This window comes from Sphingobacterium prati, from assembly GCF_013167215.1.
Classification (GTDB): Bacteria; Bacteroidota; Bacteroidia; order Sphingobacteriales; family Sphingobacteriaceae; genus Sphingobacterium; species Sphingobacterium prati.
In genome coordinates, this window is record NZ_JABJWY010000037.1 from 62,230 (window position 1) to 87,616 (window position 25,387).

26 protein-coding genes are annotated in these 25,387 nt (G+C 43.8%); 15 read left to right on the forward strand and 11 right to left on the reverse strand.

The window, feature by feature from the left end:
- Positions 1 to 11: 11 nt before the first annotated feature.
- The 4 genes from HPC41_RS18340 to HPC41_RS18355 form a co-directional block, all read right to left on the reverse strand.
- Positions 12 to 476, reverse strand: a complete 465-nt coding sequence (locus HPC41_RS18340; RefSeq protein WP_172395477.1) for a PepSY-like domain-containing protein — start codon at positions 474 to 476, stop codon at positions 12 to 14.
- A 164-nt stretch (positions 477 to 640) separates the two neighbouring features.
- A complete protein-coding gene (locus tag HPC41_RS18345) occupies positions 641 to 1,567 on the reverse strand; it encodes a HipA domain-containing protein (RefSeq protein ID WP_172395478.1) in 927 nt (308 codons plus the stop codon).
- Positions 1,560 to 1,895 (reverse strand): HipA N-terminal domain-containing protein, encoded by a 336-nt coding sequence (locus tag HPC41_RS18350; RefSeq protein WP_108635609.1) that lies wholly within the window; start codon positions 1,893 to 1,895, stop codon positions 1,560 to 1,562. The genes HPC41_RS18345 and HPC41_RS18350 overlap by 8 nt, the downstream gene beginning before the upstream one ends.
- Positions 1,895 to 2,098, reverse strand: coding sequence for a type II toxin-antitoxin system Y4mF family antitoxin (locus HPC41_RS18355; protein WP_108635610.1), 204 nt, complete (start codon positions 2,096 to 2,098; stop codon positions 1,895 to 1,897). The genes HPC41_RS18350 and HPC41_RS18355 overlap by 1 nt, the downstream gene beginning before the upstream one ends.
- Positions 2,099 to 2,204: 106 nt before the next feature.
- Here HPC41_RS18355 and HPC41_RS18360 point away from each other — a divergent pair, with 106 nt between their 5' ends.
- The 7 genes from HPC41_RS18360 (at position 2,205) to HPC41_RS18390 (ending at position 10,980) form a co-directional block, all read left to right on the forward strand.
- Positions 2,205 to 2,660, forward strand: a complete 456-nt coding sequence (locus HPC41_RS18360) for a DoxX family protein (protein WP_343043849.1) — start codon at positions 2,205 to 2,207, stop codon at positions 2,658 to 2,660.
- Positions 2,661 to 2,694: 34 nt separating this feature from the next.
- Positions 2,695 to 3,171: a DinB family protein gene (locus tag HPC41_RS18365; RefSeq protein WP_246250860.1), complete on the forward strand. Its 477-nt coding sequence runs from the start codon at positions 2,695 to 2,697 to the stop codon at positions 3,169 to 3,171.
- A 213-nt stretch (positions 3,172 to 3,384) separates the two neighbouring features.
- Entirely contained in the window at positions 3,385 to 4,065 is a 681-nt protein-coding gene (locus HPC41_RS18370; RefSeq protein ID WP_172395480.1) for a response regulator transcription factor, read from the forward strand.
- A 2-nt stretch (positions 4,066 to 4,067) separates the two neighbouring features.
- On the forward strand, positions 4,068 to 5,414 hold the full coding sequence (locus HPC41_RS18375; RefSeq protein ID WP_172395481.1) for a sensor histidine kinase: 1,347 nt from the start codon (positions 4,068 to 4,070) through the stop codon (positions 5,412 to 5,414).
- A gap of 90 nt (positions 5,415 to 5,504) precedes the next feature.
- Positions 5,505 to 6,776, forward strand: coding sequence for a TolC family protein (locus HPC41_RS18380; RefSeq protein WP_172395482.1), 1,272 nt, complete (start codon positions 5,505 to 5,507; stop codon positions 6,774 to 6,776).
- Positions 6,776 to 7,882 (forward strand): efflux RND transporter periplasmic adaptor subunit, encoded by a 1,107-nt coding sequence (locus HPC41_RS18385; RefSeq protein WP_172395483.1) that lies wholly within the window; start codon positions 6,776 to 6,778, stop codon positions 7,880 to 7,882. The genes HPC41_RS18380 and HPC41_RS18385 overlap by 1 nt, the downstream gene beginning before the upstream one ends.
- Before the next feature lie 2 nt (positions 7,883 to 7,884).
- On the forward strand, positions 7,885 to 10,980 hold the full coding sequence (locus HPC41_RS18390; RefSeq protein ID WP_172395484.1) for an efflux RND transporter permease subunit: 3,096 nt from the start codon (positions 7,885 to 7,887) through the stop codon (positions 10,978 to 10,980).
- A 612-nt stretch (positions 10,981 to 11,592) separates the two neighbouring features.
- Here the strand turns inward: HPC41_RS18390 and HPC41_RS18395 are convergent.
- The 5 genes from HPC41_RS18395 to HPC41_RS18415 form a co-directional block, all read right to left on the reverse strand.
- Positions 11,593 to 12,585, reverse strand: a complete 993-nt coding sequence (locus tag HPC41_RS18395; protein ID WP_172395485.1) for an ABC transporter permease — start codon at positions 12,583 to 12,585, stop codon at positions 11,593 to 11,595.
- On the reverse strand, positions 12,548 to 13,546 hold the full coding sequence (locus HPC41_RS18400) for an ABC transporter ATP-binding protein (protein WP_172395486.1): 999 nt from the start codon (positions 13,544 to 13,546) through the stop codon (positions 12,548 to 12,550). Before HPC41_RS18400 ends, HPC41_RS18395 begins: the two co-directional genes overlap by 38 nt.
- A gap of 23 nt (positions 13,547 to 13,569) precedes the next feature.
- Positions 13,570 to 14,424 (reverse strand): COG1470 family protein, encoded by an 855-nt coding sequence (locus HPC41_RS18405; protein ID WP_172395487.1) that lies wholly within the window; start codon positions 14,422 to 14,424, stop codon positions 13,570 to 13,572.
- A 225-nt stretch (positions 14,425 to 14,649) separates the two neighbouring features.
- The gene (locus HPC41_RS18410) at positions 14,650 to 14,940 is read right to left on the reverse strand and encodes a hypothetical protein (RefSeq protein WP_172395488.1); all 291 of its coding nucleotides are present in this window, start codon (positions 14,938 to 14,940) and stop codon (positions 14,650 to 14,652) included.
- 69 nt (positions 14,941 to 15,009) lie between these two features.
- Positions 15,010 to 15,456, reverse strand: coding sequence for an Hsp20/alpha crystallin family protein (locus HPC41_RS18415; protein WP_172395489.1), 447 nt, complete (start codon positions 15,454 to 15,456; stop codon positions 15,010 to 15,012).
- A 424-nt stretch (positions 15,457 to 15,880) separates the two neighbouring features.
- Between HPC41_RS18415 and HPC41_RS18420 the strand changes: the two genes are divergently transcribed.
- The 4 genes from HPC41_RS18420 to HPC41_RS18435 all read left to right on the forward strand — a co-directional run bounded on the left by HPC41_RS18420 (position 15,881) and on the right by HPC41_RS18435 (position 19,220).
- Positions 15,881 to 16,477 (forward strand): hypothetical protein, encoded by a 597-nt coding sequence (locus tag HPC41_RS18420; RefSeq protein ID WP_172395490.1) that lies wholly within the window; start codon positions 15,881 to 15,883, stop codon positions 16,475 to 16,477.
- 401 nt (positions 16,478 to 16,878) lie between these two features.
- Positions 16,879 to 17,913 carry a hypothetical protein gene (locus HPC41_RS18425; RefSeq protein WP_216660823.1) on the forward strand — a complete coding sequence of 345 codons (1,035 nt, stop codon included), beginning with the start codon at positions 16,879 to 16,881 and terminating at the stop codon, positions 17,911 to 17,913.
- A gap of 64 nt (positions 17,914 to 17,977) precedes the next feature.
- Positions 17,978 to 18,475, forward strand: a complete 498-nt coding sequence (locus HPC41_RS18430) for a DUF6265 family protein (protein WP_172395492.1) — start codon at positions 17,978 to 17,980, stop codon at positions 18,473 to 18,475.
- Between the two features lie 127 nt (positions 18,476 to 18,602).
- A complete protein-coding gene (locus tag HPC41_RS18435; protein ID WP_172395493.1) occupies positions 18,603 to 19,220 on the forward strand; it encodes a DUF4468 domain-containing protein in 618 nt (205 codons plus the stop codon).
- Between the two features lie 104 nt (positions 19,221 to 19,324).
- On the opposite strand, the gene cobA is transcribed toward HPC41_RS18435, so the two are convergent.
- Positions 19,325 to 20,086 carry a uroporphyrinogen-III C-methyltransferase gene (cobA, locus tag HPC41_RS18440; protein WP_172395494.1) on the reverse strand — a complete coding sequence of 254 codons (762 nt, stop codon included), beginning with the start codon at positions 20,084 to 20,086 and terminating at the stop codon, positions 19,325 to 19,327.
- A gap of 200 nt (positions 20,087 to 20,286) precedes the next feature.
- Between cobA and nirB the strand changes: the two genes are divergently transcribed.
- Genes nirB through HPC41_RS18460 form a run of 4 tightly spaced genes read left to right on the forward strand, consistent with a single transcriptional unit; the run spans position 20,287 to position 24,449 of the window.
- On the forward strand, positions 20,287 to 22,803 hold the full coding sequence (nirB, locus tag HPC41_RS18445) for a nitrite reductase large subunit NirB (protein WP_172395495.1): 2,517 nt from the start codon (positions 20,287 to 20,289) through the stop codon (positions 22,801 to 22,803).
- A 31-nt stretch (positions 22,804 to 22,834) separates the two neighbouring features.
- Positions 22,835 to 23,182, forward strand: coding sequence for a nitrite reductase small subunit NirD (nirD, locus tag HPC41_RS18450; protein WP_108635626.1), 348 nt, complete (start codon positions 22,835 to 22,837; stop codon positions 23,180 to 23,182).
- Between the two features lie 46 nt (positions 23,183 to 23,228).
- Positions 23,229 to 24,041, forward strand: a complete 813-nt coding sequence (locus tag HPC41_RS18455; RefSeq protein WP_172395496.1) for a formate/nitrite transporter family protein — start codon at positions 23,229 to 23,231, stop codon at positions 24,039 to 24,041.
- A 6-nt stretch (positions 24,042 to 24,047) separates the two neighbouring features.
- Complete coding sequence (locus tag HPC41_RS18460; protein WP_246250862.1) at positions 24,048 to 24,449, forward strand: hypothetical protein; 402 nt, start codon at positions 24,048 to 24,050, stop codon at positions 24,447 to 24,449.
- A gap of 71 nt (positions 24,450 to 24,520) precedes the next feature.
- Here HPC41_RS18460 and HPC41_RS18465 read toward each other — a convergent pair whose 3' ends face one another.
- Entirely contained in the window at positions 24,521 to 25,219 is a 699-nt protein-coding gene (locus tag HPC41_RS18465) for a Crp/Fnr family transcriptional regulator (protein WP_172395497.1), read from the reverse strand.
- Positions 25,220 to 25,387: the final 168 nt, after the last annotated feature.

Consider the following 25,387-nt stretch of genomic DNA (forward strand, 5'->3'; position numbering starts at 1 on the left):
TTGTCTGACATTTAATCATCAAGACCAATGAAAGCTCCCTCGGCGGTAAATTTTAAATCCAGGTCATTGGACAAGTCGATTTGGTAACCATAAGGTTCTTTGTCAATCCCTTCGATAAACAGGGGAGCAGGGTATTGCTTAGTGACATAGTTCAATATGGGTGATGGAATTAATGCGTCGGGTAGTTTTTGATTATTCCCGTCGATATCGGTCCAGTTGCCATCTTTGTCCAGGTCAATCTCGATGCCGCTGGTCAACCTCACCTCATACAGGGTACCATCGGTATCGGGTATGTTTTTGCGGATGACGCGGGCGACAGCATGGCTTCCAAAATAGGATTCAAGAATTGCTTTGCCTGCCTGCGGCAATTCGGCATAGCTTGTTGTTGTTTCAATCGGATCGTCTTTGTCACATGCCATAAATGTCAATGCGCTGCCTGTCATCAGGATAGCAGCTAACCAGGTTAATTTTTTCATGTTTGCTATTTTACTAAGTTCTATTACATCTGTTGTTGACTTGTTTTTTGTCGTCCAGGCTGTCTTAAGCCTGGAAACAGAAAATGCTACAGGGTAAAGTTTCAGATAGATTCTGGAAACATTTGGGAAAGAAACTTGGAAGCTAAATAAATAAGCGGATAAATCTACAATTCGATTTGATTGAATTTATGGGTAACCACCTTTGCGTATTGTTCCTTATATTCCTCAGTTAAAAAGCTACAATCAATCCAAATGGGAATTTTATCGGCATGTTTTGAAAAGTCGCTGTAGATATTATTCCGAACTAAATCAGAAATTCCTAAACTTGAAGCTAATTGGTTAAAGTCAGATTGCTTAATCTTTCTTTTGCGACCTCCCAACGTTAAGGCCATATCGTCCTTGTCTTTCGGGAAGATCAAGTTCACATTTAGGAGATCATACGCAGGCGATAGTAAAATATTGTTATTATGATGAATTAATGAAAAGTTTTTTAGGTGCATGTCGTTATTACCAGTGAGGAAACTAAACAGCACTAATCTAAAGTATTTGATAGCATCTAGTCCGGAATTTGTAGTAAATTGTCTGATGATTTTCCCCACTCGCTCATAAGAGCTATTGTATTTTTGCTCTGTCAGTAGCTGCGATAATTGGCATAAATCTTCAATATGAATTTTCTTCCCCTTTTTTCGGTCAAATCGTTTTGTGATATATGCTAATTCTCCAGTAGCTGTTCGTATCAGTGAGTGCTCAGCAGTTTCTATTTTAAATAGCTTAGCCAAATGCATTGTTAAATCTTCTACTTCAGGCATAAAAAGAAAATCTGTAGATTGGGGCTTAAGGATATATTCTCCCCATAAGCCGACAAGTGTTAGTCGTTTACTACCCTTTTCCCCATTTAAACTAAGTGATATCTTGGGTTGCACGCCGGTTAACGCCAGTCTTTCATTTACAGTTATTTGAGCTAATTTATTTAATTTTTCCCTATCTAATTCCAGATAAGGAACTTGGGCTGTGCCAAAAAACTTTTTTGAGCATGCAATATGGTATTCCCCACTTTCAACTGGCTGGTAGCAAAATAAACAATTAAGCATGATCTTCCGCCTCCATCGGATAGACGGAAACGGCCCCAATGGTGTCCCGACATAGATTAATCAATAATTCAAAGCGGTCTCGGGGATTGAGTTTCCAATACTTTTCACCTATTTCCAATAACCATCCCTCTGGAATCAGACCGTCAAAAAAGGGAAAAAGCACATTGCTGTGGTACGCGTGTTCCGAAATCGGTAGGGTTAAACTGATAGGCTTAGGATCGGCTGTTCTGATATAATTTTGATCGTAGTTAAATGAATAACCACGATCGGTTTCAATTAGATATCCTGCTAATTGATCTTGAAAATATATTTTTGCTTCACGCGCCATTATGCTCTAATTTTATCCACTACGCCAACCTCTTTACCAAATAAAGCTAATACATCATTTACTTTATCTAACCGAAGTGTTTTTTTTCCTTGTTCAAGGTCACGGACAAAACGTAAACCTACCCCAGCATTAAATGCCAAATCTTCTTGAGTAAGCTTTAGTTCCTTCCGTTTTTGTTTTACAAATAATTGCAATGAATCCATATCTATACCTTTTCTGATATAAATATAAGTAAAAATAAATTATTTATACCACTTCGGGTATAGTATATTTGCTTTTGCTGTTTTTTATACCTTATCGGGGATATTTTTGAAATCTTATTTGTCCTATCAAACTATTTTCGCCCTGTACTGTCTTCTAATAAAAAAGGTTATGGAAAAATCTTATATTCAAACGGTCGCCCGCTATGGCTTAGGTGCTTTTTTAATCGTGGCAGGAATCGGGCACCTGACCTTTGCCCGGAAGGAATTTCAGGCGCAGGTACCGGATTGGGTACCGATCTCTAAGGACGATACGGTGGTCTATTCCGGTTTTGCTGAAATTGCCCTGGGCACGGCGCTGCTATTGGCCAGGGGTAAACAGCGTGCTGCCGTGGGTAAAATTGCAGCGGCTTTTTTTGTTGCGGTGTTTCCGGGCAATATCGCGCAATATACTGAACACCGGGATGGTTTCGGACTGGACAGCGATGGGAAGCGCCTTGCCCGTTTATTTTTCCAGCCGGTATTGATCGCTTGGGCATTAAAGAGTACATGTAAAAGAAAATAGGTTACTTAAACTGATGGAAAATTTAGAAGTATGGATGCGTGGACCAATTGCTGGGATTCCGGATCTCTTGCAACCGGTGGCACATGCCTTATTGCAAGTAGGGGAGGATACCGTAAAATATACCCAGCAGCTATCGCCTGAGCAGCTTTGGGCGCGTCCCTGTGGCAATGCCAGTATCGGATTTCACCTGCTGCATATGAGCGGTGTGATCGACCGCATGTTTACTTATGCGGCAGGGCAATCGCTTTCCGCAGAACAGCTTGATTATCTCCGACGGGAAAGCATCGTGGATATGGAGTTGGATGTGGCTACTTTGGTCCAAAACTTACAGCTGCAGATCGAAAAGGCCTTACAAATCTTAGCTGCTGTTGATCCCGGCACGTTGACCGAGGAGCGTTTTCTGGGACGGAAGCGCATTCCAACAACGTTGATCGGCCTCCTGTTTCATGCTGCCGAACATGCACAACGCCATGTTGGGCAATTGCTGGTCACCGCGCGCTGCCTAAAATAACAGGTGGTAAGAACCGGCTTCGTAGGCCTCGGTTGGCTAGCTGAATATGGCCGTCATTCTTGAAAATAGATGTTCCAGATGTGGATTCGCACAGCAAGAAGGTACTTTCATGGTCGGCGGTCTGTCCAATGGATTAATTTGTAAATTCGTATACTTGTAAGATTCCGGCGGGAATTCGTACTAATATACTCCCGCATCAAATAAACTGAGTATATGCAGATACTATTGGTTGAAGACGATCGTCGTATAAGTAGTTTTGTGGTTAAAGGGCTCGAGGAACTGGGGCACCAGGTCATTTTGGCTGAATCAGCTGAAGCTGCACGGGAATGGACCAATGTGGCGTCCCTAGATATCGTGGTGCTGGATATTATGCTACCCGGTATTGATGGGATCCAGTTTACGAAGATGCTGCGCTACCGCAAAAACCATATTCCAATTTTAATTATCAGTGCGTTGGGCGAAATAGATGATAAGGTGGAGGCACTGGATAGCGGTGCCGATGATTATCTCGTCAAACCTTTTTCGTTTAAGGAGCTGGTCAGCCGCATCAAAGCTTTGGTCCGTAGGGAAAACTATAAAATAACGGCAAATGAGGGGAGCATCGCAATTCGGGATCTGAAAGTGGATCTGGACCGCTACGAAGTCCATAAGGGGGACCAACCTGTCGATCTCTCGCCCAAAGAATTTAAGCTGTTTAAATTTCTGATCGAAAACCGCAATAAAACGCTTTCGCGTACAGCAATATTACAAGCCGTCTGGGGGATTGATTTTGATAATAACACAAATGTCGTGGACGTGTATGTTTCTTATCTGCGTGGTAAAATTGATGATGGAGCTGATATATCCCTGATCAAGACGGTCAAAGGGGTAGGGTATATGCTCAAAACGGACTGACCATGAATTTAAAGACAAGACTTACACTTTTTACTTCGTTGGTCTTCACGATCATTTTTGGGCTTGCAACGATGGTTATCTACTGGATATTTTATAACTCCTCCGAACGACATCTGATAAGCTCGCTTGAGAAAAATGCCAAGATAGCGGGAATCTATTACCTGGAGGCGGATGAACAGAGTCCGCTAAAGCATTTAGAGTCCAAAAACCAATATGAAAGTCTGGTCAAGCGGGCCATGGTGGCTGTCTATAATGCGGATGGTCAAGTAAAGTATGGGGGCATGCGAAATGACAGTCAAATCGATCAACATCTGCTGACCCAGTTGAAATCGGAGAAAACAATTTATTTTAAAACAGACGATAGCTTTTATTTTGGCTTGTATTACCCCGATAACCAGGGTGATTTTTTTGTGTTTGTCAAGGAGTCAAATGCGGATTTCGGCCATCAATTAAACCGCTTGTTGTTTACGCTTATTATGGTGTTTCTTGTAGCATTGATCAGTATTGTCTTGCTATCGGTCTGGCTGAGCAAATATGCATATCTCCCCATTCGCAAGGTGATTGCGGAAATTCGTCATAAGGATTTAAATACGATCCAGGAACCCCTGACGGTCATAAAGACGAAGGATGAACTACAGGATCTGATCGAAAGTTATAATGCGCTCCTGCGCCGGATCAGTGAAAATATGATTATTCGAAAGAATTTTGTGAGCTACGTCTCCCATGAGTTTCGTACACCTTTGGCCGGGATTTTGGGGTCCATGGAGGTTTTTGGAGCAAAAGCACGCAGTCAGCAAGAGTATCAGGAGCTGGCGGCGACCATCACCGAACATGTAAATTTTCTAAATCACTTGATCGGCAATTTTCTATTGCTGACAGAAGACCAGGCACTGAAACGTTCCATGGAGGTCTTTCGCATAGACGAAGTGGTGTGGGAACTGGTGCCTAAGTTTGCCAGAACATTTACCGTACCCTTGAAAGTAGATCTCCAGGTGGATGACCCGCAGTATTTTAATTTCCGCGGCAATCGGATGCTCATCACGCTGTCGATCTCCAACTTGGTTGAAAATGCGCTCAAATATGCGGATGGAAAGGAAGTACTGATGCAACTGGCCACCCTCAATGGACGCTTATCCCTGCAGATCATCGATCATGGAATTGGTATCCCCGCAGCCGAGCTCGAGGCCGTGAAGCAGACCTTTTACCGTGGATCGAATGTAGGTGATGTAAAAGGAAGTGGCATAGGGCTCTCTTTCGCACAGATTGTCTTTAAAGACCAGGGGGTAGACTTTGATATTCATTCAGATGATATGGGGACTACGGTATCGCTGCTCTTTCCAAAATTCTAATCCTTCTCTAATCTTTTCTAATCAAACTTTAATTTAGGCTAAAGTTGTCTGTAATCCGTCAGGCTTAGTTTTGTGGAAATACAAAATAAAGTGAGAAAAATAGGCATTGCATTCGTTATTCTTCTTGGCTTGAACTCCAAGCTATTTGCTCAGGAACTGGCCGAAAACCGCTTGCAAAAATCGGAGATAGAACAGGTGTTCCTGGCACATAACCTAAGCTTAATGGCGCAGCGCTTTCAGCTAAAGCAGGCTGAGGCCGCAGTATTGCAGGCGAAATTATGGCCCAACCCGAATATTTCAATTAGTGAGGTCAATCTCTGGAAAAACTCTTCCAGTGAATCCCTGCCTGCCCTGATCGGAAACTATGGGCGACACCAACAGGTGCAGATCGAACTGGAGCAGACGATTGAACTGGCCGGCAAAAGGAAAAAGCGGGTACAGCTGCAGCTTCTGGAAAAAGTGAATGCGCAACTTCAGTTTGAGGAATTGCTCCGGAATCTGAAATATGACCTCCGTAGCCAATGCCTGGAATTACAGGTGCTGCAAGAGAAAGAGCGGCTCTACGCCAATCAGGTCGATATTTTCCATAAGTTGGCACAATCGTACCAAAATCAATGGAAAGCAGGCAATGTCAGCGAAATGGACTTCCTCAGGATCCAGAGCGAGACTATCGCCTTTGGTAATAAATTGAATGAAATCCAGCAGGAGAAAATTGCAAAAATGAACGCTGTTGCACGCTATCTGGGAGCGAAAGGCAAGGCGCTTTCCATTGCGGATACATTAGGAAGCCCTGCTTTTATTGCAATCAGACAAAACGAATGGAAAATCATGGCGCTGGATAATCGCAGCGACTATAAAATCATCCACAATGAATTTAAGAAAGGCCAGGCCCAGCTGGATATAGCGAAGGCAGAACGGGTACCGGATCTACAGGTCTCCCTGAATTATGACCGGGGTGGTAACATTATGCGCGATTTTATGGGCGTGGGCGTCTCCATGGATCTGCCGCTGTTTAATAGGAATCAAGGAAACATCCGGGTCGCTACATTGGAACTGGAAAAAAATAAAGTTGAAATCGAGCAGTTCCGCATCGATATTGAGCGGGAGATCGATTTTCTTTCATCGCGTCTAAGCAATCTGGAAGCGAGTTTAAAAACTACGGACAATGGATTTGACGGTCAGCTGGATGTGGCTCTGGAACGGTATGTACGCAATTTTCAGCAACAGCGACTTACGATCGTTGAATTTATAGACTTTATCAATAATTATATGGAAAATAAAGAATCACTATTGGAACGAAGGGCTAAATACTTGCAGTACAAGGAAGAACTAACCTATTTAGTCGGAAAGGATATTAGCTGATGAAGGTTAATTTTTTATTGCCATTCATGGTTTTGTCTATTTGCTTCTTGCTGGGCTGCCAGTCAATGCAAAAGGAGGAGCAACAGACTGTAGGCACGACAGGTTTTTGCCTAAATGAGGATTTCAAACGCCATATTAAAATTGATTCGATCCAAAAGCGGGACGTGTCCGAACAGATTGCCCTCAATGGTGTAATCCAATACAACCAGGATGAACTCGCGGCCTTAAAGAGTCCAATCCAGGGCATGGTACAGGCTGTCGCTGTCAATATGGGTGACTATGTCGAAAAGGGGCAGCTATTGGTATCGCTCAAGGGGACATCGGTGAATGATCTGAGCAAGGAACTCCGTGAGCTGGAAAACAGTAAGCATCTGGCTGAAAGTAAAGTGAATAGTATGCGCAGCATGCTCCAGGATGGGATGGCTTCGCAGCGGGAGCTGGAAGAGCTGGAGAGTGAATTGAAGGCGGTGCAGATTGGGATCCAGCATGTGAAAGCCAATATGAAACTGCTGAACGGCTCATCGGAACATGGTGTTTTTTATATCCGCGCGCCCAAATCTGGTTATATCGTCGATAAAAAGGTGAGTCCGGGAATGACGGTAGGTGACGACACGGAATTATTGTCCATCAGCAACCTGAATGAGGTCTGGGTAACGGTAAATATTTATGCAAATAACTTGCCCTTCGTCAAAAATGGGGCGCATGTAAAGATCACAACCTTGGCTTATAAAGGCGAATATTTTGAAGGCTATATTGATCAGGTGGCCAACTTTTTTGATCCCGAAGAACGGGTGGTCAAAGCGCGTGTCAAGCTGCTCAACAAGGATTTAAGATTAAAACCGGGTATGAGCGTGGATGTATTGGTCGAGAAGGGAACCGCAGGGCAGAAGCAACACTTGCTGGCAATACCCAAAGATGCGGTTATCCTGCATAACAACCAGAATTATGTGGTGATCTATAGAAGCGACTGTGACCTGGCTGTAAAAGCTGTTGATATCGTTTCGGAAAACGAAACGTATGCTTTTGTCGAAACAGGGTTAGCGGCTGGAGACCGCGTGCTGACCGAAAATGAACTGATTGTATTTGATGAATTGATGAACAGATAGGGATGAAGAAAGTTGTACAAAATATCGTTTCATTTTCACTGAAACACTCTTTGCTGGTCCTGTTTTTTACGCTGGCCCTATTGTTCGGTGGAATTTACGCCTACCTGCATACACCGATTGAAGCTTTTCCGGACGTGACCAATACCCGCGTCCGGATCATTACGCAGTGGCCGGGGCGCAGTGCCGAAGAAATTGAGAAGTTTGTCACACTGCCGGTCACCAAGGAAATGAATACCATTCCGAAGAAGACCGACGTACGTTCCATCTCGCTTTTTGGGCTTTCTGTCGTAACGGTGCAGTTTGAGGAGGACGTGGAAGACTTCTATGCGCAGCAGTATGCGGGCAATAAGATGCGGTCCATTGATCTACCAGAGGGGGCCGAAAGTTCGATTGAACCGCCTTCGGGCGCTACAGGGGAAATCTTTCGCTATGTGGTCAAGAGCAATCTGCCCATTAAGGAGGTATCTGCCATTCAGGATTGGGTGATCGAACGGGAGCTGGTCGGGGTACCGGGGGTAGCGGATGTCGTGAGCTTTGGCGGTGAGGAAAAGATCTATGAAATCAAGATCAATCCAACGGAACTGGCCAATTATAACCTGTCTCCATTGGATGTATATGAGGCGGTATCGCGCTCAAATATCAATGTGGGTGGCGATGTAATACAAAAAGGAAATCAGGCCTATGTGGTACGTGGTGTGGGCTTGCTGGATAAAATAGAAGATATTGGCAATATTTTGATCAAAGTGGTGGGCAATACGCCCATCCTGGTCAAGCATGTGGCTGAGATCGAATTGGGGGCAAAACCACGGCTCGGACAGGTGGGGCTCAATCAGGAGGATGATCTGGTACAGGGTATCGTCATTATGCTCCGGGGTGAAAACCCATCGGCGGTAGTGACACGGCTGAAAGAAAAAATTGCGGAACTGAACGGTCGTATCTTGCCGGAAAATGTCAGGATCGAACCGGTAATTGACCGCACAAAATTGGTGAACAACACGGTGCATACGGTGTCGAAAAACCTGATTGAGGGTGTTATTCTGGTGTCAATCATCGTCTTTATCTTTTTGAACAACTGGAAGACAACTTTTATTGTCGCTTCGGTGATTCCATTGGCCTTTCTGTTTGCAATTATCTTATTGAAGATTCAAGGGCTGCCGGCAAATCTGATTTCCATGGGGGCATTGGACTTTGGTTTGCTGCTCGAAGGGACGCTGGTCATCGTGGAGACTGTTTTTGTCTCCTTGGAACGGGAGGCCCACCGGCTCGGAACAGCGCGTTTCAACAAGGTATCCAAACTCGGTATCATCAAAAAAAGTGCAGGTTCGGTAGCGGGATATATCTTTTTTGCGCTATTGATCCTGATTGTCGCACTGACACCTATTTTCTCTTTCCAAAAGGTGGAAGGGAAAATGTTTTCACCCTTGGCCTTTACCTTGGGCTACGCTTTATTGGGCTCCTTGATCCTGAGTCTGACCTACGTGCCGGCCATGTGTAAGTACCTGCTGAAAAAGAATATTAAAGAGGATGAAAATAAAATCACGAAAGTAAGCCGCAACGTTATTTTCAAAGGATTTAAAAAGGCCTTTGACCATCCAAAATGGACATTGGCAATTTTTGGATTGACCCTGATTGTTTGTATCGTGCGGTTTAGCCATTACGGTTCGGAATTTTTGCCCAAGCTCAACGAAGGTGCCATATACGTTCGTGCTACCTTACCCAATAGTGTCAACCTGGAGGAATCTGTTAAGTTGACAAAAACAATGAAAACAAAATTGATCGACCAATTTGATGAAATTGATTTTATTATGACGCAGACGGGCCGGCCCAATGACGGCACCGATCCCACTGGATTTTTCAATATTGAATTTAACATTGAGTTGAAACCTGAAGGGGCCTGGAAGCGGAAGATACCCAAGGAGAAATTGATCGCACAGATGCGGGATAGCCTGCAGACCTTTCCGGGGATCAATTTTGGTTTCAGCCAGCCGATCCAGGATAATGTGGAGGAGTATGTGGCCGGGGTGAAAAGCCCGCTGGTAATCAAGATTTTTGGTGAAAACCTGCAGGACCTGGAGAATAAAGCGAATAGTTTTGCGCAATCGCTCAAGAAGGTGGATGGCATCACGGATGTGAATGTATTTAAAAATATAGGCTTACCGGAACTACGGATTCAGCTGCACGATTCGAAGATGGCAAAATATGGTGTGTCCACCAAGGATGTTCAGTCGGTCATCGAGATGACCATAGGTGGGCAGTCTGTGACGCATTTTTACGACAATGAGCGGATCTTTGATGTGCGCCTACGCTTTCAGAAACAATATCGGGACAGCCCAGAAAAGATCGGAAACATCATTATTCCGACGATGAACGACCAGAAGGTGCCGCTGCGGGAAATTGCAACCATCGATTATCACACCGGACCGGCATTTATCTATCGCGACGGAAATTCACGTTACATCGGTGTTGGATTTAATATCGAAGGCCGGGATCTGGGGAGTACCATTGCGGATGCAAAAAAACAGATCGCAGCTGATGTTAAATTGCCTAAGTCCTACAAGGTTGTCTGGGCTGGTGAGTTCGAAAGTAAGGAAAGGGCCACCAAGCAGTTGATGAACGTGGTACCGGTGTCTCTGCTATTGATCTTGCTCTTGCTTTATGCCAATTTTGGTAACCTAAAAGATACCGCGATCTCCTCCCTGACGCTTGCGTTTGCATTTATCGGCGGGTTTGTCTCGCTATGGATTACGGGGACGACATTCGGCATTTCGGCGGGTATCGGTTTTATTATCCTCTTTGGCGTGGCCACGATCGACGGGATTGTTCTAATAGGTGTCATGAAAGAAAATCTGCTGCACAAAATGGGTTTGAAACCTGCTATTTATGAAGCCGTAAAAAGCCGGATCAGACCGATCTTAATGATTGCACTAATGGGGGCCATGGGTTTATTGCCTGCGGCTTTGTCCAATGGCATGGGCTCAGAAATTCAGAAACCGCTGGCCATTATGATTGTCGGTGGATTGATTATCTGTATGATCCTTTCCTTCTCCATTCTGCCCATCGTATTCTACTTGGCTTACAAAAAGGAAAATAAAGATTAAGCACCCATTTTTTATTCATTATATACTTGACAAAGGTTGCGGGCACGATTGTGCTGAGCAACCTTTGTTTTTGAATCGCTATTCGTTCAACTGGCTTTTTGTGCAGATTTAAAACTTTTTTCAATGCACTGGCGTTCTGTGAATATCAATCACCCCTGATCAGGGGTACTCATAAAATTAGGTAAAATGACAAGCAGCACGCTATGTTTCCCAGACTAGCGTGCTTTTTGTGCAAACTATTTACAGCTAGTTTTTGTTCTAAAGTTGATCCATTTTTAAGATAAGCTTCACGATAGGAGGTCGGTTTTTTCCCGACCTTTTTGCGTTTGTAAAAGCCCCGATGCAGATCGGGAATATATGTTAGCCATCAGACAGGAATGACTTGCGATGAAAAATTTTGCATGGGAACAAACCAAATGCAGACAGCCGACGTTTCTTTTATAAACTCAGCTATGGGTTACTTTTCATTTTTAGGTTAATATGACAAAGCATCCTAGACCCCTAATCTAGGATGCTTTCATGATGTATTATAATATTCTTTTTTCTTAGAACAGGATCCTCGCATAGTTGGCTTATGCATGTTATGCAATCAATCGAATCCCGCTGCGCTATTTAACTCCGTATTTCTCTTCGCATAAAGATATAATAGGACCAGGCAAAACAGATCATCATGGCGGCCGTGAGCCCGCTTACCTGCGGCCAGACCATTAAGAAACTTTCCCGAAACGAGAGCGGTGAAGGAATGGCACCTACCATCTGTTCCATGGCAATAGGACCAAGGCTGCGCACCGAAGGCATCAGTAGGGTCGTCGTGGCGTCGGTATAAAGTTGGCTTGGCGATAGCCGAAGAAGGTTTAGGATCAGCTCATTGTAAGCCAGGTACTCCTGCTCTGAGATATAATTTGGATTCGGTAAGAACGGTCGGATCGCCAGATTGACCAGGATCGGAAAAAATACAGTGAAAAATAGCCAGATCCCAATTGCCGTGAGTGCCGAAGTGGCCGGCTGACGAAAGCGGATCGACAACAGAATGGCCAGGCTCAGCCAGAAAGCTACATACAGTACACTAATTAAAGTGAATCCGAAGATCCGAAGCAGCTCCTGTGGCTCGATCCGTACGCCGGTGCCGAGCAGACCACCGCCGATCATCAGGAGCACGAGTGCAACAAATAAGGTGCCTACGACAATCAGTGGGGCCAAAAACTTGGCAAACAGCAGATTGTCGCGGTAGATGGGCTGGGCCATCAGGCGGGTGAGGGTACCATTGTTATACTCTGCATTGATGGCGTCAAAACCGAGTGCGATGCCCAGCAAAGGGGCCAGAAAATTCAGGAATACATGGAAAGGAGGAATCGAGTTGTCCGTTGTGGTCAGCAGCTTGAGGTACAGAAACGACTGGTCTGGATCACGCATATTGCTGACAGCGTCCTTCAGGCCCATGCTCGAAACGTATAAAGAGGCCCCAAAAGTGAGCACGATAAGCAGGATCAATATATTAAAACGCCAGCTGCGGATATGTGCGGCAATTTCTTTGCTGACCAATACCTGCATCGCGGCCGCGGGGTGGCTATTGATATCTTTTGAAGAAACCGTTGGATTTTTCATGTGCAGTGTTTGTTGTTATGCTATTCTCAAAATATGTATTATAGATATCGTCAAGCTTATAATCGTTACGGCTCACAGCGACGACATTGGCTCCGCTATTTACAAGCAGGCGCACAGCAGCAGCAGTGACATCGGCATCGGTTTGCAGCTCGATCGAATAGCCGGTTACGGTGAGCTTGCGGAATCCGGGCAGGGCTTTTAATGCTTCTTCAAAGCGTGCTGTATCGCCCAGGGGATCTTCCAGCGTGATCGCCGTGGTGACACCTTCCTGCTGCTGCAGGTTGTGAGCCAGGTGCTCGATCGATCCTTCGACCAGCAGCTTGCCGCCGACAAAGATGCCCACGCGGTCGCACACCCGTTGTACCTGATGGAGATGGTGTGAAGAGAGCAGTACCGTGAGATTATGCTCCTTGCTGAGCCGCTTGATAAGTTCGAGAAAATCGTCGACACCCTTGGGGTCGATACCGAGGGTAGGCTCGTCCAGAATGGCAACTTCGGGTGTTTTGATCAGCACTTCGGCCAAGCCTAGGCGCTGTTTCATCCCACGGGAAAAAGCACCTGTTTTTTTATGCATCTCCTGTTCGAGGCCGACGACATGCAGCATATCTTTGGCGCAGGCCTGTGCATAGGATTTTGTAAGCCCGTTTAACTCGGCAATAAAACAGAGGTTTTCCAATGCGGTCATTTCGGGATAGAAGCCCACACTGTCTGGCAGATAGCCTACTTTGCGTTTGACAGCTATCGGATTGCGGGTGGCATTATGGCCACAGACATAGGCCGTACCAGCCGTGGGTTCGGTCAGGCCAAGCATCATCAGAATGCTGGTCGTCTTGCCGGCACCATTGGGTCCGAGTAGGCCAAAGATTTCTCCGGGATAAATCTGCAGGTCCAACTTGTCTACGGCAGTTACTTTGCCATAGCTTTTGGTCAGACCCGTCAATTGAATGATAGGATCCTTCATAATGATAATCTTTTGTGTCCCCCTTATCTACGTCCGTATTTGCGGATGAGGTAATACACCAAACCAATGGCCAATACGATGACCAGCATGCCAATCCAACCCGATAACAGGGAAGTTTTGACGATCATGCGGAATGAAATGTCAGCATTGCTGTTGGAGGATTTGATCTCAAATTTAGCGGCATAGTCCCCTGCAATGGTTTTATCGGGAACCTTTAGGTTGACTTTGACGTCTACAGATTTGCCTGCTTCCAGCTGTTTGATGGTGCTGGGGCTGAAGGTGGCTTCCCATCTGCTGGGTAGCTGTGAACTGAGGTCCAATGCATTTAGGGGGAGTGTGCCTGTATTTTTAACTTTGAGCAGGATCTCCTTGCTGCCTCCGGATACCACTTCGTCGCTGAGCCTGCCGCTAGGCGTGGTCAGTTCAAGGGCATAAGAGCCTTTTACGACTGCCTCTAGATCGAGCTGCAGGGTATCTGTGGGCGAGATAGCCCGGACAGGAATTTTATATTTACTCGGTTTTGCGGTAAGGGGGCAGCTGATTTCAATACTGATCTCCTGGGCTTTATTTGGCTGCATCTGTAGTGAAGTCACCAATGAACCCTCTACCCGGTAGCTGATCTGCCAACCTTCGGGCAGCTGTGCATTGAGGCTGTAGTTGACTGTTTGTGCCGATCCATTTGTCAGGGTCGTGCTGTAACGAAAGGGCTCATTGCTGGGGGCTTCGATATTGATGAGCCTGGCCTCAAAATTGGATTTGAGGGGAGCAGCGGTTTGTCCCGATAAATAGAGACTGTTTGCCAGCACGATAAGTGCGATTAAAAATGGCCTGAAAGAAAAACGTCGTTCTGTGTTTGTAATTAGTAATTCTGTTAACATGATCCAATAACTAAAATTTATATTTAAATAGAATATTAGCTTTAAAAAATGTCGGTCTGGGTATCGCTACCTTGTTGAAAGCAAACCGCGCCCAAATTAAAAATCAATTTGATAAAAATCAAGAGTGAAATATAAAATGTATTGTAAAAAAAATGTTTTTCAAAGGTTATAAGGTGTTGCAATGGTTGTAAGGTGACCACTTGCTCCACGGAGGAGCAGGTTGGGTCAGTCGAAATTAACCGCCCTGAAAGTTTTCTTAATAATGATCTTCACGTTTTCTGCCAGCTCATCCAGTGTGCAATGAATTGATCTCAACTGTGTGTTTGATAAGCCTTGTTCACGAAGTAAAAGGTTGATGCGCAGTAACCGGTTGTCAGCAGGTTGGCTGCCGCCAACTAATTCGTCGAATAGTTCATGAACAATCTTTTCGCAGCTGCTCTGATCAAAATGAGCGATCGTCATGTAACGCTCCTGGCTGAACATCTGTATTTCAATATAATAATTTGACCGTTCCATAATACCAAGAATGAAAAATAGGTTAGCCTCCAATCGGAGTCTAACCCAGTTAAAGTTGCAATTTGGATCTTAAGATATCTCGATAAGCCGCGGTTCTTTTTGTTTGGCCTCTTCTTTTTTTGGTATGGTTAATCGTAGCATACCATTTTCATAACGCGCCTGAATGTTATCTTGATCGACGACATCTTTTTGAAGTTCAAAGCTACGTTGAAAAGATTGGTAGCTAAACTCGCGGCGTGTATAATTGTCTGTTTGCTCCTCATTTTTTTCTTCCTTAGCAGAAGAAATGGTCAACAGGTTGCCCTCAAGTGCTACCTTGAAATCGTCCTTTGCCATGCCGGGCGCTGCAACTTCAACTTCAAAGGTATCTCCGTTTTCCTTGATGTTGACCGCAGGGACGGTGGTGCTTGTTGATGAATAATTTTTGTTATCCCAGTTTAAAAGCTCGCGGTTAAAATTATCAAACATGGGCGAAAAAAGTGAAAAGTTGTTCCAATTTCTTTTTGCAAGTTTCATAGTAACCTCCTTTTAATGAAGTAAAACAATAATTTAAATCTATCAGCCGGCCGACTGTATTTAATATTGGACAAAAAGAATACCGAGCTGTAAAAACTGAAATTTTTGCACGAAAACTGCCAATTTTTACATGATAAATTGACAGGAAGCTGGAAGAGTTCAGTGAGACAGGGTCATTTTCAGTTTTTTCAAAACGATTTTCAAATAGGTTTTGTTTTTACAGTAATCCATATGATGGATAACTTAGTTATAAAAGGTCAGGGTGTTCAGATGTTCCTGACCTTTTCTTTTTTTGAAGGAAACTATCCGCTGTGATCTGTTGTTTATAAGATAGAAAAATGATCGCGATAGGTCTACATGCTTTCAGAGCTATCTGGGGATCTAAGCATGTTGATTGATTAGGTATTTAATTAAAAATTGATGTATGAGAAGGGAACAGATCGAAGAATGGATAGCACAAGGATATCATATCCTAGACCACAAAAAGCCGAAGGCCGTACAAGGAGATGTATGGGAATATTTAAATAAATGTGACGGACATGGTAGCGATGTGTATGCCTTGTCGGAGCTGGCAAAATGGTCGGATCGTGAACTTGCAGAATTGGAACTGCGTAAATATGCAAAGGAGTACGGACAACTGGGGGAGAAGCAATTCCTCCGCAATGAGGCTATCCGTACCAAAGATTTTGATAAATACGAAGCATTCTTAAGAATGTTTTATCCAGATCTCGTCGAAAAGGAGCTTGAGGAAGCTAACTTTTTGGCGCAACGGGTACAACGGCTCACCAAGGAAGAGATGGAACAATGGGTGGTGTCAAACAACATCAATGTGCTGTTGTCTGATTTGAATTGCCTCGAGGAAGGTGCTATCGTAACTGGGATGGTCATACCTTCTGATGAAGTAGTCAGCTATACCGATGGTGGCTTGCAGGATACGATGGACTGCCACGTAACGCCCATGGAATTTTTCAGCCATACGGATCACGTTGCTTACTGGATAGATCCAAAAATAAAAGCCTAGGTTTTGCACTGCCCCCAAAAAGTTGAACACTGTTTGGGGGCAGTCCATTTTTATGCTAGGCTTTTACATATAAATCCGCATTTTCACGGATTCTTAGGTCGAGTATCCGTAAATACCATGCGTCTACATCGTTTCTTACCAAACCTATTACCAATACTGTCAAAACATAGCTATGTCCGACTCCAGGTTGAGCTTGATTGCTTGACCTCGCTGGGTGTGCTTTTGCTTTTTGCTAAGGGTATCTTTCTGCGGATCTGGCTCCGCCAGTATTTTGCGCTGACTTTTACCGTTAAGGTTTAGAAGCCTGAAGTCAGCTATATTTTGCTGAACTCAGCGAATCGTAACTGGGCTCACACGGATATTAAAGCGGCCCTGCCTTGCGCAGCGTTATCCTTATCTTTATGGCAAAAGAGATTATAAAAGCGAAAATGAACAGAAAGATACTAAGGTTGCTGAGTCTGCTGATGTTGATATGCGGTACGGAGCATAGCCTATTTGCACAGAAATTCTATCCAAGAAATTTCATTCTTCTATATACAGATGAAGGGGTTCCGGAAAATAAAGTAGCTAAACTAAATGCGGCCTATCTGTTACCTACGGGATTCCAGCGGGTAAATGATAGCCTCTATATACATCCGCAGACGAAGGAAAGGCTGTCGCTGTCCACCAGACAGCAGGACAATAAGAATGAACTGCTGCTGACTTACCTTACCGCTGCTGATCTTAGCGTTTTTAGAGCGCGCTTGCTCGATTATGAGCCTAAGCTTGAGCAGATCGATGCGAATACCTATCAAGCTACATTTAACAATCCGGTGGTTAAGTATATGATCGCCGGGGATACCGTCATTGGCAATAAGCGGCTTCATACCATCCAATTTCAATTGATCTATGACAAAGGACAAAAATTTCCTTTTTCTTCGGACAACTATACCTTTCCGATTACAGAAACTTATCCGCTTCAGCAAACAACCTGGTATTTTACTGCCAAATACGAAAGATCGCCATCAAATTCGGAGTATAACGAGATGAGGCTAATATTTAGCAAAGAAAAGACGGACTACAAGATTAATTTTGTGGATGATATCAATTTTAAGATAACCTATACAGATCCGAAGAAAAAGACACATGTGTATCAGGGCGAATATCAGAACTACAACGCTGACATCTCTTTTTTTAACCGTCAGGGTGGATGGTCGGACAAGGATAAAACGGGAAGGGCGCTTGCAACCCCCGGCGAACAGTATATGGGTAAGGAGTCATTTTATGAAGATCCGAAAAAGTTTGCGGAGGCCGCAGGAACGGCCAGATACTTTCGATTTATCTTTTCAAATAACTACCAATCCATTTATCATCCTGATTTAGGTCTGATGGAATTGAGTAAACGGGAAGCTAAAGAGCAGGAAGACATTTTAAGTATGCCTAGGCAGGAGCGGTAAAATTGTAAAAATATGTATATTGAAGTCAATATTAATGTACATTATATAACCAAAATAGCAAATTATGAAAAGGATAGGTCTTTTAGTTTATGCCGCAGTAGCGGTATCCTGTCATCAGAATACAAGCACTGGAACCACTGAAACGTCAGCGACTGCATCTGAACCTACAGAGGAGGTAGCGGTGAATTTAGATTGGATCAACGGAAACTGGAAGCGGACAAATGATAATAAAGGAAAACAGACTTTTGAAAGCTGGAAAAAAATAAGCACAACCGAATATGCCGGCTTTTCCTTTACATTGCAAAAAGGGGATACCATAAGCCAGGAGCAGATGTCATTGATTGCACCGAATGGAAAGTGGAGTTTATTCGTTAAAACTCCGGATGAAAAAAGACCTATTGAATTTAAGCTGTCAGCGCTTAGAAGCAATGAGTTTGTTTTTACAAATGATTCGATAGATTTTCCGAAACAAATCCAGTATTGGACCGAAAGTGGAAAACTGAAAGCAAAAGTTTCTAATAAGGACATGGAAATTTCCTTTGAATTTGAGAAAATTCAATAATTTGGATTTTTATTAGGAATACGCCAAATGTGCCAGGTGATTCCAGATGATTGTATTTTTAAAATGAGAAGAGACAAACCTGCTGTTTAATGTATAATTGTATAAGTTTGGCATAATATCTGTTGCCATGGCAGCGTATATTAATATATTTAATCTTAAATCGAGAAAAGGACACGAACTAATGATGAAGAAGTTTTTTGCAGTTTTATTGCTTTGTATAGCGGCAGCATTTGTACAGGCTCAGTCAATGAAAATAACACCGAAGGATTTTGTCGATGCTGCTGACGAGTCAAAGAATTATGTCGTCTTGAATTTTGCAGGTAGATCGCAGCAAGATTTATATAAAGCTGCACTAAAGTATGTGAATTCCTATTATAATAATCCTGAGAAAGTAACGACGAAAATCGAAGGCGAGCAAATTGTGATCGATGCGATGGAGCAGAAGGCTGTTTATACGACCTACCTGGGTTCAAAAACGTACTATGATTTTTATTATAAGATTACCTTGGATTTCAAAGATTCGAAAATAAGGTTCGCACCGAATTACAAATATTTTGAGTCGCCGGGCGGAGCTGAATATCCGTTGAACGGCACCAATAATTTCATGTCAAAAAATGCGCTATATGGTAGCAATGGCAAAGTGGCCCGAAAAAGCTTGCAGGAAGGATTAGATGCATTCATTAATAAGTATATTGGTAATTTCTCCAAACATATCAATGATAGCAAGTCCAATGACAATTGGTAGAAAAAACCAGTTATCGCTGATGAAATACACGTATGAATTCGGGTATGCTGAATGCTAACGATTTGGGCACTGATCGTGCTATGTCCCAAATGCTTGTAGCTGAATTATACGATATGTCGCTGTTCCATAATGATGGTGGTGGCCTGTTGCAAATTGACAACTTCACCGATGACAATGATCGCCGGATGCCCGAGGCCATTCTCCCGACTAGCTCGCACAAGATCTTTTGCTTTACATAACACCTGCTTTTGTTGTGGTAGACTCGCGTGCTGTATAATGGCCGCGGGTGTATCTCCTTTGCCATAGAGCACATAAGTACGTGCAATCTCATCAAGTTTACGCATCCCCATATAAATCACCACAGTCGATTTGCTTTGGACAGCTAGTGGAAGGTCGGCTGATAGGCTGCCATCTTTTTTCATACCGGTCAATGCCCATACACCTTCGCTTACACCACGATGCGTGAGCGGGATGCTATTGAGCCCCGCACCTTGCATGCTGCTGATTCCTGGAATATAGATCGTATTGATATTTTGGTCTTTCACGGTAAGCCATTCTTCAAAACCACGTCCAAAAAGGTAGGGGTCACCGCCTTTCAAGCGCACCACATGGTCAAAATTTTGACAATAGTAAAGAATAAGGTCATTTATTTCTTCTTGTGGTACGTATTTGCCATATGGATGCTTGCCAACATAACGTTTTATACAGTTTTTGTCCGCTATACTGAGGATTTCCTCGTTGATTAAGTTGTCATATAGGATAACTTGCGCATTTTGTATCGCTTTATAGGCTTTAATGGTGAGTAATTCTGGGTCTCCTGGACCAGCTCCAACAATAAATAATGATTTTTCGGTTGATTTTTTCATGTTTTACCTGTTTTTACGCTGTTTATATATGTAAATGTATTAAAAATTATGATTAAAATCACAAAATATTCAATTGTTATAAGTTTTTCAATGAAAAAATATGATAAAAATCATCTTTTTGTTGATTATTTGATTTTTTATTTCATAAATTAGTGTTGTGAAATCATATAATTGATTTTTTAACAAAAAAAATAGACGCTATGGAAAGAAAAAATATTGTAATTATTGGAAATGGTATGGTGGGGAATAAGATTTGTGAAAAATTAAAACAAAAATCTTCCGATCTACAAATAACAGTGTTTGCAGAAGAGCCAATTCGTGCCTATGATCGTGTACATCTGACCGATTACTTTAAAATTTCATCGATTGATGAGCTTTTTCTTTCAAAAAACGACTGGTACGCTGAGAATAATATTAAAATTCATTTAAATGATCCCGTTGTTGATGTAGATTTAAGTAAAAAAGAGATTTGTTCATTAAAGGGCCAAGTTATTCATTATGACTACCTCATCTTTGCAACAGGCTCGGCTGCTTTCGTACCGCCAATTCCGGGGGTAGAAAAGCAAGGCGTATTTCTATACCGGACCATTGAAGATCTAGAATTGATCAAAGCTTATGCGGCGAAAGCTAAAAAAGGGACGGTTATGGGGGGGGGATTGCTGGGTTTGGAAGCGGCAAAAGCCCTCGTTGACTTGGGTATTGAAGAAACAGCAGTCATTGAATTTGCACCGCGATTGATGCCCAGGCAGATCGATGCAAGCGCGAGCGCCCTTTTAGAAGCTAAGTTGGCTGAATTGGGGTTAAGCTGCCTGTTACAAAAATCGACAAGCCAGCTACTCGGAGATGAACACCTTACCGGTATTGCTTTTAACGATGGTACGGTGCTCGAAACGGATATGCTGGTGATTTCTGCTGGTATCCGTCCGCGGGATGAGCTTGCAAAAAAAATTGGATTAGCAGTCGGAGAACGTGGCGGAATACTTGTCAATGCCCAGATGCAGACCTCCGACCCCACGGTGTATGCTATCGGGGAATGTGCGCTGGTCAATGAGATGATCTATGGTCTGGTTGCTCCAGGCTACGAAATGGCAGAAATTGCAGCTGCACACATCATCGGGGAAGAAAAGTCATTCAAAGGCTTTGATATGAGTACCAAATTAAAACTGATGGGGGTGGATGTGGCTAGCTTTGGTGACCCTTTTGTCAGCGAGCCTTATGCGCGGACGATCTTACTCGAAGATCGTAACAAGGGTATTTATAAGCGGTTGAATGTCAGTACGGACGGCACGCGCCTGCTCGGTGGAATTCTCGTGGGCGAGGCTACCAGTTACAACATGCTCCTGCAAATGGTCAACAATAGTATGCCTTTGGCTGAGCATCCCGAACTGCTGCTGTTTGGCGAACAGCGTGAGAGCAAATCGGCTTCTTCGGGATTGGAAGCCCTACCGGATCAGGCATTGATCTGCAGTTGTGAAGGAATTACCAAAGCGCAGATCTGTGATGCGGTGATCACACATAATTGCGAAAATGCGGAGGCTGTTAAAAAATGTACCAAAGCTGGTTCGGGTTGCGGTGGCTGTGTACCTATGGTAAAAGATCTGGTCAACTATACCATGAAACAACAGGGGAAATATATCCGTAATACAATATGTGAGCATTTTGACCTGAGCCGTCAGGAGCTGTACGACCTGATCAAAATTCACGAGCTAAAAAGTTATGATCACGTGCTGGATGCATTGGGTAGGGGACATGGTTGTGAAGTGTGCAAACCCCTGGTGTCTTCGTTAATCGCCAGTCTTTGGAATGAAATGATCTTGGGCAAGGGAAATGATGTGGCGCAGGATAGTAATGACCGCTACCTGGCCAATATTCAGAAAGGAGGGACGTATTCTGTCGTTCCGCGGATCCCAGGAGGTGAAATTACACCTGATAAATTGATCGTCATCGGTGAAGTGGCCAAAAAATATAATTTATATACAAAAATTACGGGGGGACAACGCATTGATTTGTTTGGTGCACACCTCAATGACCTCCCGTTTATTTGGGAGGAACTTATCGCAGCGGGTTTTGAGAGTGGACATGCTTATGGAAAGGCGCTGCGTACAGTGAAAAGCTGCGTGGGTAGTACCTGGTGCCGATTTGGTCTGCACGATAGTGTGTCCTTCGCGATACGGATAGAAGAGCGTTACCGCGGGTTACGTGCTCCGCATAAACTCAAGTCTGCCGTCAGTGGCTGTATCCGTGAGTGCGCCGAAGCACAGAGCAAGGACTTTGGTATCATCGCGACGGAAAAAGGCTGGAACCTCTATGTCTGTGGAAATGGTGGTAGCAAACCTCAGCATGCGCTACTTTTGGCGGCCGATGTTGATAGTGAAACCTGTATCCGGTATATTGACCGTTTTCTGATGTTCTATATCCGTACAGCGGACCCACTGACGCGTACTGCTCCTTGGCTCAATAAAATGGAAGGGGGGATTGACTATTTGCGGAATGTGGTGGTGGAGGATAGTCTCGGAATGGCAGAAGCTTGGGAACAGGATATGCAATTGCTTGTTGATAGCTACCGTTGTGAATGGAAGGCTGCAGTAGAGGATCCCAATATCCGGAAACGTTTTGTACATTTTGTAAACGCACCTGAGGAAAAGGACGATACGGTACAGTTTGACACGATGCGCGGACAGAAAAAAGCAGCCGACTGGAATCTAAAAACTATTTAAACATTATACAAAACCTTTTAAAGAGAATCATATGGAAACGCAACTAGACACACAATGGCTTCAAGCCTGTAAAATAGAAGATGCTATCGAGAATGGCGGGGTTTGTCTCAAGCTAAACAATCAACAGGTCGCGCTATTTTATTTTGCACGCCGCAATGAATGGTATGCTACCCAGAATGAATGTCCGCATAAACGGCAGATGATTTTAAGCAGGGGAATGTTGGGTTCGCTGGGGGATACGCCAAAGGTGGCTTGTCCATTCCATAAGAAAACCTTTGCGCTGGATACAGGGGAATGTCTCTCCGGTGATGAATGTGCAATTAAGACTTACCCTGTTAAAGTTGAAAACGGGAACGTGTATATCGGAATGATCGCTTAGGCCTTTCGCAGCTATTTAAATGGAAAACTTTTAACGTAAATAAATTATGGATTACATTAGCCCCAAAGAAGTGGCGGGAACAATGATGAATACCGCTGTCTACAAATCTTCCCTGCCGGTCCGGGATCTCCTGATCCGTGGTGCGCTTGCCGGTGCCTTATTGGCGATATCGGTGACGTTGGCCTTATTGGCGACTTCACAGACGGGCTTGAGCCTGATGGGTGCATTTGTCTTTCCGGTGGGATTTGTCATTATCGTCATCCTTGGATTGGAACTTGTGACGGGAAGTTTCTCCCTTGTGCCCTTGGCCTGGTTTGAAGGAAAAATTAGTTTTAGGGTGATGGCGAACAACCTGTTCTGGGTATTCTTGGGGAATCTCTTGGGAAGTGTCCTTTTTGCCCTGCTATTCTGGGCTGCAAGCACTGAAACCGGGCAGGTCAGCCAATTAGGTAATATTGAGCAGAGTCTGATCCTGATCAGTGAAAAGAAAACAATCGGCTATGGAGATCATGGGGCTGCGGGTTTATTTGCTGCTTTTGTCAAAGCGATTCTGTGTAATTGGATGGTCTGTATGGGGGTGGTGATGTCGATGACTTCCAAATCTACCTTGGGTAAGATTTTGGCTGCGGGCATTCCGATCTTTATATTCTTCGCGCTGGGCTATGAACATGCGGTGGTGAATATGTTTGTGATCCCTGCCGGAATGATGTTTGGTGCAAAAGTAAGCATCTCCGACTGGTGGCTTTACAATCAGCTTATCGTGACAGCTGGTAATATTGTTGGCGGTTTGTTGTTTACTGGAATGGCAATCTATTACACGTATAACAGAAAAGGACAAGTATCGACCTCGCAAAACTAAATAGTTATGGCTAAAATAAAACAAATCACAGCTGTGCTGATGCTGCATGTGCTCTCGTTGGCAGCCTACGGCCAACAAAACCCCGTAAAAGCCAGTTTGTTTGAGGGTATTTTAGTGGCGGGATATGCAGATCACGGTGCTTATATTAACTGTACAGGGCCTGCAGTGAAATATAATTTTGCTAAAAAGAGGGCTGTAATGCTCGGATTGCTACCTACGTTGAAATTAAAGGATGACAAGGTGGAAGAAGGGAAGCCAAAGAATTCTTGGATTACCCCCACGCTCGGGGTTGGTCTGACGCTGGTATCCGGACATATGGCCATCCAGTTGCCTGCTTTTTATAATGCAAAAACCAGTACTTCAGATGGGAAATGGAAATTGGGAATCGGAATGGGGTACAAATTTTAACGTTGACGTATAGATTGGGAAATATTTACGCCGGGGAGTACAAGATCATTCAAGTTGTTGGCTCCCCTTTTTTATACTCCTTGTTCAGAAGCTAATCTGTTTAGTTGCTGGAAATCTTTAATGAAAATTTTCTTTCCCTCAACCGTGATTGCCCCCATCTGTATAAGTTCGCCAAGCATCCGATAAAAGGTCTCATAGGTAGTCCCTACGTACGAAGCAAGGTCTTTTTTGCTCAGTGAAAGTCCTATATCTCCGTCCTCGGTCTCCCCACCAAAAATGCGGTGGAGCAGCAGTAGACTCCAGGCCAGCCGATTTTTGACAGAAAGTTGAGCCAGGTTAGCCATCTTTTGTTCTGAAAGATGTAATTCGTCGGCAAAAAATAACATCAAACGATAACTCAATTCCGGATTGATACGAAGCGTAGACAGGAAAAATGGTAATTCAACAAAACACACTTGGCTAACCTCAAGGGCAGTTGCCGAAACAGGATAAAAGGTCGGTTCTGAAGCGATGCCCCGATGTCCCACGATGTCGCCTTTTTTTGCAAAACGCACGATAGTTTCCTTATCTCCAAGATTGCGGTGCACTTTAACAAGCCCCGATTGCACAAAGTAGATACCCCGAACGGATTCTCCCTCAATAATAAACTGTTCCCCTTTTTTTAATTTAATATTTTTTCGTTGTAGGTCGATTTGCCCAAGCCAATCGCGTAAAACATAACGGCACATAAGGCAAGAGTGATCACAGGTATTTGCTTTCTTCAATTTCATCAAGGTCTGATTCGTATAGGGAACTGTCTACTGTTGTATGTTCAAAGGTATTATCTATTCCTTTAAATTCCTATTTGCTTGAAAGAAAAGCGTCTTAAATCGCAGTTTGCAGAAAAAAATCCTGTCGTATTACGTTATATCACGACAAAATAATACTGTTTTGTCGTT